Here is a 12,820-nt window from a genome sequence, read left to right as displayed (position 1 = left end):
TGTATGTTTGAAGGAGGCCCAGAACGATTGGGCGACGAAGTCGCCATCCCACAATAGGTTGGGTGGTAATTCCCACTGCAGGTTGCGTGGCCACTGGGGTCGTGGGAATTCGGGTTCCCCGAACGATTGGGCGACGAAGTCGCCCTTGGGTGACAGCCAAGGCCTTCCAGATCGCCCTGCGGGCGATATCGCGCGGCATAGCCGAGCTCCCACAGAAACCATGGTGGCGACTTGCAGGCAACATAGAATCTCCCACGAGGCGCCTGATTTATGGGCAGAAACGGGCGCCGCAGGGGTGATGGAAGCGGCTATCGTCCACGGGACGCATGGTGAGACAACTCAGCGGCGTTCCAGGGGCAATAACAGGCTAAAGCGGGCGCCGCCGGGGTGATGGAGAGCGGCTATCGTCCACGGGACGCATGGTGAGACAACTCAGCGGCGTTCCAGGGGCAATAACAGGCTAAAGCGGGCGCCGCCCAGATGCGGGCTGTCGTCCACCGCCACGCTACCGCCGTGCCAGGCCATCACCTTCTGCACGATGGAGAGCCCCAGGCCATAGCCGCCGGAGCGGCGGGTACGGCTGTCGTCGAGGCGCGCGAAGGGCTTGAAGATTCCCTCCCGCGCCTCCACCGGCACCCCGGGACCGTCGTCCTCCACATCGATGCGCAGCGCCCAGGGCTCCTGGGTCAGGCGCACCTCCACCCGTGCGGTGGCGTGGCGGCAGGCGTTGGCCACCAGGTTCTGCAGGGCGCGCTGCAGATAGCGCGGATCGGCCTCCGTCTCCACCGGCGGGCCGGGCACCAGCACCAGGTCGAGGTCACCATGCAGGGGCGCCAGGGTCTCCACCACCCGCCGCGCCATCTCCCGGCAGTCCAGGCTCTCGCGGCTGAGTACCTGGCCCTGGCCGGGGTCCCCTCCCAAGCGGGCATAGGTGAGGATCTCGTCCACCAGGGCGTCGAGCTCCTCGATATCGGCATCGATGCCCTGCAACTGGCGGCGAATACCGCCATCCTCGGTCATGTCCTCGACCATCTGCACCGCGAAGCGAATCCGCGCCACCGGGGTACGCAGCTCGTGGGAGACGGCGCGGATCATCTCCTGCTGGGTGCGCAGCAGTGACTGCACCCGGGCCGCCATGCCGTTGAAGGCCATGCCCAGGCGCCCCAGGAAGTCGCCGCTCTCCACCTTGACCCGGGTATCCAGGTGGCCCGCGGCGATTCTCGAGGCCGCCTGCTCGAGCCCCGCCATGCGCGACTCCAGGCCGCGCACGATCAGATAGATGCTGGCCGCCAGCCCCAGTAGCAGCACGCCGATCAGCAGCAACGCCAGGCTCATCGGCATGGGCTCGAAGGCCTCCATGGGCCCCACCGCCAGCCACCGCTCGCCACCGGCCTCGGCGGGCAACGGCAGATAGAGGGAGATCGCCCAGCGCTGGGGCAGCAGGCGAATGGTGACCTCCGCCTCCTGGAGGCGCTCGGGGGGCGCCTGGGCCCAGCCTTCCGGCGGGGTCGCACTGAGGCTCACCGGCAGGGCGGTCTCGGCGAGCAGCGCCAGGCGAGCCTCCCGCCGGGCGGGCGCGGCCTCGTTCAGCCAGCGCCCCAGCTCCACCGCCAGGCCACGCAACTGTTGCTCGTTGAGGCTATCCAGCTCCGCCACCATCAACCCCGATCCGCCGGGCAGCCGGCGCCACAGCCGCCAGCCCTGGCCATCCCGGGATTCCACCAGGGTCTGGCCCTCCTCGAGGCGCGAACGGTCGAAGTAGTTGAGCAACGGGGAGGTCACCGGTACCACCGAGAGGCGGATATCCAGCTCCCGGGAGCGTCGTTCCAGCCAGTCGCTGCGAACCTCGGCGGGCAGGGCGGCATAGCGGTGGGCCAATACCAGCATGGGGGCGCTGGCCAACTCTTCCCGGTAGTGCTCGCGGCGCACCTGGTCGATCACCGCGAAGCCCCCCAGGGCCAGGCCACCGATCACCAGCAGGGCCAGGGCCAGCAGGACATAGACCCTCAGGAAGGTGCTGTCGGCCAGGGGCCGGGGCAGGAAGCGGATCGGCATCAACCGTCCTTGACGAAGAGATAGCCCTTGCTGCGAACCGTCTTGATGCGATGGGGCTGGTTGGGATCATCACCGATCTTGGGACGGATCCGTGAGACCCGCACGTCGATGGAACGATCCTGACCGTCGTACTTGATGCCACGCAGTTGCGAGAAGATCTCCTCCCGGGTCAGGACCCGCCCGGCGTTGCTGGCCAACAGCCAGAGCAGATCGAACTCGGCACTGGTCAGGTCGATGCGCTCGCCGTTCAGCCAGGCCTCCCGGGTGGCACTATCGATGGCCAGGTCGCGGAAGCTCAACTGCGCCTCGCCGCTCGCCTCGCTGCTCTCGGCGCGGCGCAGCAGGGCGCGCATCCGTGCCAGCAGCACCCGCGGCTGTACCGGCTTGGGCACATAGTCGTCGGCGCCCATCTCCAGGCCCAGCACCTGATCCATGTCGTCGGTGCGGGCGGTCAGCATCAGGATGGGGCCATGATAGTCGCCACGTACCCGGCGACAGATCGACAGGCCGTCCTCGCCGGGCAACATCAGGTCAAGAATCACCAGATCCGGCTGCAGTTCGAGGATGCGCGCCACCCCCTTGGCACCATCCGCCTCGACGCTGACGCGGAAGCCGTTGGCCTCCAGGTAGTCGCGTGTCAGCTCGGCGAGCCGCTCGTCATCCTCGACAATCAGCACATGTTCCAGGTCGCTGCTTGTCACGCTGCCATCCACTCCCATGAGTGCGTTTCCTCGTTCATATGAGCCGCCCCTCATGGCATCTGGCCATCCGAGGGCACTCCGACCCCTAGGTTATCTCATGTAACGTATTTTCGTCGCCATTGCCGGTAACGAAAACGTCGAAGACGAGAGATAATAAGGGTTATCTGATTCAATCGCGAAACCGCGTCCCAGCGCCTCTCCCGAAGCGCCCACCGGCCGCCCCCAGAAGAGACACAAGATACGCACAGCTTATCCACTTGATGAAAGCCGCAGGGCACACTATCTTGTGCTCACCAACCGATTAACCACTAGATAGTGTGCCCCTAGCAACTTCGGTCGCCACTGTCAAACGGCCCCTTCGGGGCGCCGACGACGCCGGTTTTCGCGGGTTTCTCAACCCACGGCATCGTTTCGACTTCGCTCCATCCATCAACCATCGTCAGGGATACACGGCGCCATGGATACCACCCTTACCCCCGGCAAGACGTCTGTGAACGTGACCGCCCCCCAGCAACTGCGGGTGATCAAGCGTAATGGCGACGTGGTCGCCTTCGACGCCAGCAAGATCGCCGTCGCCATGACCAAGGCCTTTATCGCCGTGGAGGGGGACAACGCCGGCACCTCGTCGCGGGTTCGGGACTTCGTAACCCAATCCAGCCAGGCCATCGTCGAGGCCTTCCGGCGCCGCCTGCCCGATGGCGGCACCCTGCATATCGAGGATATCCAGGACCAGGTGGAACTGGCCCTGATGCGCGCCGGCGAACAGAAGGTCGCCCGCGCCTATGTCCTCTACCGCGAGGAGCACGCCCGGGCCCGCGCCGAGGCGGGCCAGGACATCGAGAAGCCCCACCCGAGCCTCAACGTCACCCTGCCCGACGGCAACCGCCAGCCGCTGGACCTGGGCCGGGTCGAGACCCTGGTCTATGACGCCTGCGAAGACCTGGCCAATGTGGAGCCGGGCAAGATCGTCGAGGACTCCCTGAAGAACCTCTACGACGGCGTGACCATCGACGGCGTCTCCCAGGCGCTGATGATGACCGCCCGCACCCTGGTGGAGAAGGAGCCCAACTACACCTACGTCACCGCGCGCCTGCTGCAGGACAGCCTGCGCCGCGAGGCGCTGTCCTTCCTGGGCATCGCCGAAGACGCCACCTTCGGTGACATGGCCGAGCTCTACAAGCCCGCCTTCAAGGCCTATGTGGCCAAGGGCATCGAGTTCGAGCAGCTCGACGAGAAGCTCGCCGAGTTCGACCTGGAGCGCCTGGGCGACGCCCTGGACCACAGCCGCGACAACGCCTTCACCTACCTGGGCCTGCAGACCCTCTATGACCGCTACTTCATCCACAAGGATGACGTGCGCTACGAGCTGCCCCAGGTGATGTTCATGCGCGTGGCCATGGGCCTGGCGCTCAACGAGGACGACCGCGAGGCGCGGGCCATCGAGTTCTACGAGCTGCTCTCCAGCTTCGACTACATGGCCTCCACGCCGACCCTGTTCAACTCCGGCACCCAGCGCAGCCAGCTCTCCAGCTGCTACCTGACCACCGTGCCCGACGACCTGGACCACATCTACAGCGCCATCCGCGACAACGCCCTGCTCTCCAAGTGGGCCGGGGGCCTCGGCAACGACTGGACCCCGGTGCGCGCGCTGGGCTCCTACATCAAGGGCACCAACGGCAAGTCCCAGGGCGTGGTGCCCTTCCTCAAGGTGGTCAACGACACCGCCGTGGCGGTCAACCAGGGCGGCAAGCGCAAGGGCGCGGTCTGCGCCTACCTGGAGACCTGGCACCTGGATATCGAGGAATTCCTCGAGCTGCGCAAGAACACCGGTGACGACCGTCGCCGGACCCACGACATGAACACCGCCAACTGGGTGCCGGACCTGTTCATGAAGCGGGTCTTCGACGACAAGGAGTGGACGCTGTTCTCGCCGGCCACCTGCCCGGACCTCCATGACCTCTACGGCGCCGCCTTCGAGAAGCGCTACGCCGAGTACGAGGAGATGACCCGCAGCGGCCAGCTCAAGCTGTTCAAGCGCGTGCGTGCCAAGGACCTGTGGCGCAAGATGCTCTCCATGCTGTTCGAGACCGGCCACCCCTGGATCACCTTCAAGGATCCGTGCAACCTGCGCAGCCCGCAGCAGCACGCCGGCGTGGTGCACTCCTCCAACCTGTGCACCGAGATCACCCTCAACACCAGCGTCGACGAGATCGCGGTGTGCAACCTGGGCTCCGTCAACCTGGCCCAGCACGTGGTGGACGGCGAGCTCGATAACGACAAGCTGAAGAAGACCGTGCGCACCGCCGTGCGCATGCTCGATAACGTTATCGACATCAACTACTACGCGGTGCCCCAGGCCAAGCGCTCCAACTTCCGGCACCGCCCGGTGGGCCTGGGCATCATGGGCTTCCAGGACGCCCTCTATGCTCAGGGCATCGCCTACGCGTCCCAGGAGGCGGTGGCCTTCGCCGACCGTTCCATGGAGCTGGTCAGCTACCACGCCATCGAGGCCTCCAGCGACCTGGCCGCCGAGCGCGGTGGCTACGAGAGCTTCGAGGGCTCGCTGTGGAGCCAGGGCATACTGCCCATCGACTCCATCGAGAAGCTGCGCCTGGAGCGCGGCGAGAAGTACATCGAGATCGACACCGGCGCCACCCAGGACTGGGACCGCATCCGCGACAAGATCGCCGCCCAGGGCATGCGCAACTCCAATGTGATGGCCATCGCCCCGACCGCGACCATCTCCAATATCTGTGGCGTCTCGCAGTCCATCGAGCCGACCTATCAGAACCTCTTCGTCAAGTCGAACCTCTCCGGCGAGTTCACCGTGGTCAACGCCTACCTGGTCCACGACCTCAAGGAACGCGGCCTGTGGGACGAGGTGATGATCAACGACCTCAAATACTACGACGGCAGCGTGCAGCCCATCGACCGCATCCCGGACGACCTCAAGGCCAAGTACGCCACCGCCTTCGAGGTGGAGCCCAAGTGGCTGGTGGAGGCCGCCGCCCGGCGCCAGAAGTGGATCGACCAGGCCCAGTCGCTGAACCTCTATATCCAGGGGGTCTCCGGCAAGAAGCTCGACGTGACCTACCGCATGGCCTGGTTCCGCGGCCTCAAGACCACCTACTACCTGCGTGCCCTGGGCGCCACCTCGGTGGAGAAGTCCACCGTGGATCGCGGCAAGCTCAATGCGGTCAGTAATGGTAGTGGCCCGGCGCCCTCGGCTCAGGAGCCCTCCGCGCAGAGCGTGCCCCGCGGTATCGAGGACTTCCTGCAGGGCCAGAGCGGCAGCGGCTCCCGGGCGCCCTCGGCGGGCGATATCGACGAACTGGGCTGCGAGGCCTGCCAGTAGCCCCTTGAGCTATAAGCTGGAAGCCGTAAGTAAAAAACCACGGCTTCCAGCACCTGTTCCTCCAGCAGATGACATCGCCCCCATGATGGCATCTGCGGCGATACGCCAATATTTGGGAGAGAGATAGAGATGCTGAACTGGGACGAGTTCCACGAAGACGAGACCCCCGTCGCCGAGCAGCCCAAGGCCGCCCCGGCGCCCGCGCCCCAGGCGGCGCCCTCCGCCGAGGCCGAGCCCGCCGTGGCCGAGAGCCGCGGCGACTACCGGGTCGCCGAGGGCGATCGCCTGGAGCGGGCCCGTCAGTCCCTGGAGGCCCTGGACGTGGCCGCCGGCCTGGAAGAACTGGAGATGGGCGCGGCGCGCATCGAGGTCGACCAGAAGCGCATGATCAATGCCCGCGCCGACCTCAACCAGCTGGTGCCCTTCAAGTACGAGTGGGCCTGGCAGAAGTACCTGGATGGCAGCGCCAACCACTGGATGCCCCAGGAAGTGAACATGAACGCCGATATCGCCCTGTGGAAGAGCCAGGATGGCCTGACCGAGGACGAACGGCTGATCGTGATGCGCAGCCTCGGCTACTTCTCCACCGCCGACTCCCTGGTGGCCAACAACCTGGTGCTGGCGGTCTATCGCCTGATCACCAACCCCGAGTGCCGCCAGTACCTGCTGCGCCAGGCCTTCGAGGAAGCCATCCACACCCACGCCTACCAGTACTGCGTGGAGTCCCTGGCCATGGACGAGGGCGAGGTCTTCAACATGTACCGGGAAGTGCCCTCGGTGGCCGCCAAGTCCGCCTGGAGCCTCAAGCACACCCAGTCGCTGTCGCGCCCGGACTTCCACACCGGCACCCCGGAGACCGACCAGGAGCTGCTGCGCAACCTGATCGCCTTCTACTGCGTCACCGAAGGCATCTTCTTCTACTGCGGCTTCAGCCAGATCCTCTCCATGGGTCGCCGCAACAAGATGACCGGCGTGGCCGAGCAGTTCCAGTACATCCTGCGCGACGAGTCCATGCACCTGAACTTCGGCGTGGACATGATCAACCAGATCAAGATCGAGAACCCGCACCTGTGGACCGCCGAGTTCCAGGACGAGGTGACCCAGATGATCCTCGAGGGCACCGAGCTCGAGATCGCCTATGCCCGCGACTCCATGCCCCGCGGCGTGCTGGGCATGAACGCGGCGATCATGGAAGAGTACCTGCACTTCATCTGCAACCGCCGCCTGGCCCAGATCGGCCTGAAGGAGCAGTTCCCCGGCGCCCAGAACCCCTTCCCGTGGATGAGCGAGATCATCGACCTGCGCAAGGAGAAGAACTTCTTCGAGACCCGCGTCACCGAGTACCAGGTGGGCGGCGCCCTGAGTTGGGATTGATCGACAGGAAAGCAATGGGCCTCGCCATATGGCGGGGCCCAAACGAAAAGACGCCCGAAGCGGCAACTTCGAGCGTCTTGACCGGCAGGGTGTGTGACCACCCCTCGGGCCGGCCTGGGTAGGCTAGCTACCAAAGCGAAGGCATTGTCCTTTCTAGTCTAGCCAGGGTCAAGTTGGTCGCGCCACTCCAGAGAAATGGAGGTGACGACGATGGCCAAGTCAAAGACCACTTGCCGTCCGACTCGTACTTCTCCGAAGCCTGGGCCCAAGACGGTGGCGGTGAAACCACACCGCCGCTCGACGCCCAAGCCGCTTTCGAAGACGTGCTGACCACCCTTGCGACCCAGGGGGAAGAGGAATCTCCCCCACCCTGGAGGGCAATGCCATGCAAGTTGCTCCGACCCTAGTTCCCGATGACTCCTGGGCCTGGCAGGCCGCCTTGGAGCGTGCCCTGTCCGCCCATGATGGCTGGGAGGCGCTCGCTCACTACCCTCATGTGGCCTTCGCTTTTCCTTCCCCCTCCCCCCATCCTTACGCCAATGACCACCCCCTGATCGATTACCGGAAGCTCAAGGCCTGGGCGAACTCGCGAGGCTGGCGGGTCAGGCCGGCCCCGGAGCGGGCCGCCACGGGACAGCGACATAGTCCGCCGGTACGCTTCACCCGCCAATCGAACCACTACCATTGAAATTGAAGACGAGCCTCTATCGATGTCGAGCGCCCCACCTACCCTCTATGTCGCCGCCGCCGTGATCCATGACGGGCGGGGGCGGCTGCTACTGGTGCGCAAGCGCGACACCCGGGCCTTTATGCAGGCCGGCGGCAAGATCGAACCCGGAGAGACACCGGAGGCCGCACTGCGCCGGGAGCTGGGCGAGGAATTGGGGTGCCTGCCGCGACGGCTGCGCTACCTGGGCGAGTATCTCGCCCCCGCCGCCAACGAGCCGGGACACCGCCTGCATGCCCATCTGTTCCAGGTGGAACTGGACGCAGCGCCGCAACCCGGTGCGGAGATCGACACCCTGTGCTGGGTCACCCCGGCACAGGCCCAGCGTCTTGCCCTGGCGCCGCTGACGCGAGACCGGGTCCTGCCCCTGATGGAGCGCCTGGAAATCGACGCAGCGGTCTGATCGAACCGCCACGCTTATCGGGTCCCGCTATCCTGTCCTTGACCCCCGTCAAGGACAGGATGCCGCCCAGGCTGCTAGGGTAGTGGCATAACAAGGAGGAGAGTGCGATGAGTGAGCCCAAGAGCATTATCAAGCGCGTCTATGTCCCCACCCATGTGCGCCAGCTGCCCAATGGCGAGCGGGTCAGGGTGCCCGGTCACTACAAGGCGCCGCCGCGCCGCTGATCCCCTCCTCGGCTTCCAGTTTCCTCGACGCCCCGGTCCCGCGACCGGGGCGTCGGGGTTTAGTGCTAGGCTTTGCCTGAAAAGTCGGCGAGCGATGGCCAGACAAGGCAAAAATCGGCGAAAAGACGGAGTTTACGCGGTGTAAATGAGTACTTTGAGCCGATTTTTAACGCCGTATGGGTGAGCGCAGGCAGTTTTCGGACAAAGTCTAGAAGGCGCCGAACAGGCTCCCCAGCACGATCAGCAGCCCCAGCGACAGCAGCGGCACCAGCACCGCCACCACGGCGATATCCAGGTAGGACTCCCGGTGGCTCAAGCCGCAGATGGAGAGCAGGGTGATCACGGCGCCGTTGTGGGGCAGCGCATCCAGGCCCCCGGTGGCCACGGCGGTGACCCGGTGCAGCAACTCCGGGGCGATACCGGCGGCCTGGCCCATGGCCAGGTAGGTCTCCCCCAGGGTCGCCAGGGCGATGCTCATGCCCCCGGAGGCGGAACCGGTCATGCCGGCCAGCAGGTTGACGGCGATGGCCAGGGAGATCAGCGGATTGTCGCCGCCCAGGGAGGTGACCCAGGCGCTCAGGGTCTCGAAGGCCGCCAGGGAGGCGATCACCGCGCCGAAGCCCACCAGGCTGGCGGTATTGAAGATCGGCAGCAGCGAGGCATTGGCGCCGCTATCCAGGCTCCCGGTCAGCCCCGGCAGGCGCCGGCGGTTGGTCAGGATCAATACCCCGATGGCGATCACCAGGGCGGCGATCACCGACCAGAGCCCGCGCAGCGCCTCGATGCCGGTGGCTCCATAGCGGGACTCGGCCAGGTAGCCGGTCTCCATGGCGGGAATCACCCAGGCGGTGAACACCAGGTTGAGGGCGATCACCAGCACGATGGGCGTCACCGCCAGCGCCAGGCTCGGCGGGCTGGCCACGTCCGGCGTGGGCGCCACCTCGGCCAGGTCGAAGCCCTCCCCGGCGGCGCGCTCACGCAGCCCCGCCGTGGTGGGTCGCGCCTCCTCATGGGCCCCATAGCCCTCCCCCGCCAGCCGCGCCCGGCGCGCCCGATGACTCAGCCAGACCTGGCCCAGCCCCAGCATCACCAGGCCGGTGATGATCCCGAGCCCCGGGGCGGCGAAGGGCGAGGTGCCGAAATAAGGCATGGGGATGGCGTTCTGGATCGCCGGGGTCCCCGGCAGGGCGGTCATGGTGAAGGTGAAGGCGCCGAGGGCGATGGTGGCGGGCATCAATCGCTTGGGCAGGTCGGCGCGGCGGAACAGGGCCGCGGCGATGGGGTAGACGGCGAAGGCCACCACGAACAGCGAGACCCCGCCATAGGTCATCACCGCACAGGCCAGCACCACCGCCAGGATGGCCCGGGCCTCTCCCAGGCGGGCGACGATGGCCCCCGCCAGCACCTCGGCGCTGCCGGAATCCTCCATCAGCTTGCCGAACACCGCCCCCAGCAGGAAGAGCGGGAAGTAGCTGATCACGAAGCCCCCGGCGGCCCCCATAAAGACCTGGGTATAGCTGGCCAGCAGCGGCACCTGGGCCGCCAGGGCCACCAGCATAGCCAGCGCGGGCGCCAGCAGCAGCAGGCTCAGGCCACGATAGGCCAGGTACATCAGCAGCCCCAGGGCCAGGACGATGGCGACGATGCCGATCATGGGGTCAGCTCCTCATCGGGCGCCCCATCCAGGGGACGGAAGGTGTCGGAGAAGAGGCGATCCAGGTCGAAGCTGGAGCGCTGGCCGATGTCATCGAAGTGCTCCGCCAGCCAGGCATCCGCCCAGGCACGCCCCTGGGCGAAGAGCCGGGTCAGGAAGTCCCACTCGGCGTTCATCTTGCTGGAGGCGCTGAGGCTCTCCACCTCCTGCTCGCAGTGGATCAGGTGCAAGCGCATGGCCCGGTAGCTCTCCAGCTCGAGCCCCTCCGCCTCGATCAGCCGCTGCAGCAGCTGGATGCTGCGCAGCTCCTTGACCAGGCTGGAGTTGAAGGTGATCTCGTTGAGGCGGTTGAGGATCTCCCGGGCGCTGCCCGGCAGCTGGCGGCGCACCAGGGGATTGATCTGCACCACCACCAGGTCACGGCAGCCCTGGTCGTCCACCAGCGGATAGAGCGCCGGGTTACCGCTGTAGCCGCCATCCCAGTAGGCCTCGCCGTCGATCTCCACGGCCCGGTAGAGAAACGGCAGACAGGCGGAGGCCATCAGGGTCTCGACGCCGAGATCGGGCTGACGAAAGATGGTGGCGTGACCGGTGCGCACATTGGTGGCGGTGACGAAGACCTTGACCTGGGTGCAGGCATTGACCCGGGCGAAGTCGATGCGCTCCGCCACCAGGTCCCGCAGCGGATTGATATCCAGGGGGTTGAGGTAGGCCGGGGCGATCAGTTGGGTGAGGTTCTCGAAGAAGAGGTAGCTGGGCGAATGGTCGAGGCTGTCGTTGCCGATCAGTCGATCCCAGAGACTGCGCTGGATGGGCGAGAAGCGCGCCGCCTCGCTGACCGCCTGCCAGAAGCCGGCCAGGGCCTCCCGGGCTCCCTCGCGTCCGCCCCGCTGCAGGCCATCCGCCAGTACCACCGCATTCATGGCGCCGGCGCTGGTGCCGCTGATGCCATCGATCTCGAGGCGTTCGTCCTCCAGCAGCCGGTCCAGCACGCCCCAGGTGAGGGCCCCGTGGGAGCCGCCGCCCTGAAGCGCCAGGTCGATCCGCTTGACCGCTCGCTTGGCCATGCCCTCTCCTCGCCATCCTTGCCATATTGGCGTGCAGTATAGGCCCCTATGTTGCACCGCAGCAAGGCGCTGCGGTGATGCTTCATTGCGATTTAATCAATTGATTAATACACTCTCGGGACCTTCGCGAAGCCCGATCGAGGATCGCCGCCATGTCGCCCTCCCCCCATCGTCTCGCGGTCACCGCCGCCCTCGCCCTGCTATGGCTGCTGGCGGGCTGTTCACCGGAGGCCGCCCCACCCAGCGAATCGCCCCGGGTGGTGGATAGCCACCTTCTCGAGCCCGGCAATGGGGCCACGATCTCCCACCTCAGCGGCCGAGTCCGCGCCGCCGAACGCAGCACCCTGAGCTTCGAGCTGCCCGGTCGGGTGAGTTTCCTGCGGGTGGAGGCCGGCGATCGAATCCGCGCCGGCGAGCCGCTGGCCCGCCTGGAGGCGGAACGCTACCAGTTGGTGGCCGAGCAGCGTCGCGCCGAGCTGCGCGAGGCCGAGGCGCTGCTCGAGGAGAAGCGCCAGGACTACCGGCGCCATGCCCAGTTGGCCGAACGCGACTATGTCAGCGCCAACCAGTTGGAGAGCGTGCGCGCCGCCCTGGCCAGCGCCGAGTCCCGCCAGGCCACCGCGGCGGCGGCCCTGGCCCTGGCCGAGCGCGACCTGGCCCTGACCACCCTGGAGGCGCCCTTCGACGGCTCGGTGAGCCAACGCCAGGTGGAGCCCGGCGAGCGGGTCGCCGCCAATCAGCCGATCCTCGAGATAATCTCCGACCGGGAGGGCTTCGAGGTGGAGACCCGCATCCCCGAGACGATGGTCGGCGCCCTGGCGGTGGGCTCGCGTCACGAGGTGACACTGCCGGCCCTGGGTAACCGCACGCTGCCGGCCACCCTGCGCCACCTGGGTACTCAGCCGCGCTCCTCCAACGACTATCCGCTGATCCTGAGCCTGGAGTCGCCGCCCCCGGACCTGCGCTCCGGGATGACCGCCCGGGTGGCGCTGACGCTGGGGCCCGGGAGCGAAGAGCCCGGCCTACCGGTGCCCCTGACCGCCCTGGTCTACACCGACGCCACCGCCCATGTGCTGCGTATCGACGGCGAGGCGCGCCTGGAGCGGGTCGCGGTGGAGGTGCTCGCTATCGGCGACGGCTGGGCCCGGGTGCGCGGTGACCTGGCCCCGGGCCAGCGCATCGTCGCCCGGGGCGCCGAGTTCGTCCGCGCCGGCCAGCGGGTCAGCCTGCTCGGCGAGAGCCCCGAGCGCTACCACTGAG

General features: G+C 66.8%; 9 protein-coding genes. 5 read left to right on the top strand and 4 right to left on the bottom strand.

The features are described 5' to 3' along the window. Positions 1-432: 432 nt before the first annotated feature. Positions 433-2,055: an ATP-binding protein gene (locus ACQ1W9_RS03090; RefSeq protein WP_431025276.1), complete on the bottom strand. Its 1,623-nt coding sequence runs from the start codon at positions 2,053-2,055 to the stop codon at positions 433-435. Further along, positions 2,055-2,774: a response regulator gene (locus ACQ1W9_RS03085; RefSeq protein WP_195862008.1), complete on the bottom strand. Its 720-nt coding sequence runs from the start codon at positions 2,772-2,774 to the stop codon at positions 2,055-2,057. The genes ACQ1W9_RS03090 and ACQ1W9_RS03085 overlap by 1 nt, the downstream gene beginning before the upstream one ends. Before the next feature lie 439 nt (positions 2,775-3,213). Here ACQ1W9_RS03085 and ACQ1W9_RS03080 point away from each other — a divergent pair, with 439 nt between their 5' ends. The 4 genes from ACQ1W9_RS03080 to ACQ1W9_RS03065 all read left to right on the top strand — a co-directional run bounded on the left by ACQ1W9_RS03080 (position 3,214) and on the right by ACQ1W9_RS03065 (position 8,615). After that, positions 3,214-6,111, top strand: coding sequence for a ribonucleoside-diphosphate reductase subunit alpha (locus ACQ1W9_RS03080; protein WP_431025275.1), 2,898 nt, complete (start codon positions 3,214-3,216; stop codon positions 6,109-6,111). A gap of 129 nt (positions 6,112-6,240) precedes the next feature. Continuing rightward, positions 6,241-7,485, top strand: a complete 1,245-nt coding sequence (locus ACQ1W9_RS03075; RefSeq protein WP_431025274.1) for a ribonucleotide-diphosphate reductase subunit beta — start codon at positions 6,241-6,243, stop codon at positions 7,483-7,485. Between the two features lie 385 nt (positions 7,486-7,870). Beyond that, a complete protein-coding gene (locus ACQ1W9_RS03070) occupies positions 7,871-8,173 on the top strand; it encodes a hypothetical protein (RefSeq protein WP_431025273.1) in 303 nt (100 codons plus the stop codon). Between the two features lie 22 nt (positions 8,174-8,195). Then, positions 8,196-8,615 (top strand): NUDIX hydrolase, encoded by a 420-nt coding sequence (locus tag ACQ1W9_RS03065; RefSeq protein WP_431025272.1) that lies wholly within the window; start codon positions 8,196-8,198, stop codon positions 8,613-8,615. A gap of 432 nt (positions 8,616-9,047) precedes the next feature. Here ACQ1W9_RS03065 and ACQ1W9_RS03060 read toward each other — a convergent pair whose 3' ends face one another. Beyond that, the gene (locus ACQ1W9_RS03060; protein ID WP_431025271.1) at positions 9,048-10,493 is read right to left on the bottom strand and encodes a GntP family permease; all 1,446 of its coding nucleotides are present in this window, start codon (positions 10,491-10,493) and stop codon (positions 9,048-9,050) included. Next, positions 10,490-11,560, bottom strand: a complete 1,071-nt coding sequence (locus ACQ1W9_RS03055; RefSeq protein WP_431025270.1) for a patatin-like phospholipase family protein — start codon at positions 11,558-11,560, stop codon at positions 10,490-10,492. The genes ACQ1W9_RS03060 and ACQ1W9_RS03055 overlap by 4 nt, the downstream gene beginning before the upstream one ends. Before the next feature lie 152 nt (positions 11,561-11,712). Here ACQ1W9_RS03055 and ACQ1W9_RS03050 point away from each other — a divergent pair, with 152 nt between their 5' ends. Continuing rightward, entirely contained in the window at positions 11,713-12,819 is a 1,107-nt protein-coding gene (locus ACQ1W9_RS03050; protein WP_431025269.1) for an efflux RND transporter periplasmic adaptor subunit, read from the top strand. Position 12,820 lies beyond the last annotated feature (1 nt).

Source organism: Halomonas sp. H5, assembly GCF_050613175.1.
Classification (GTDB): Bacteria; Pseudomonadota; Gammaproteobacteria; order Pseudomonadales; family Halomonadaceae; genus Bisbaumannia; species Bisbaumannia salifodinae.
The sequence above is the reverse complement of the archived record's forward strand: the minus strand, read 5'-3'. Positions and strand labels throughout refer to the sequence as shown.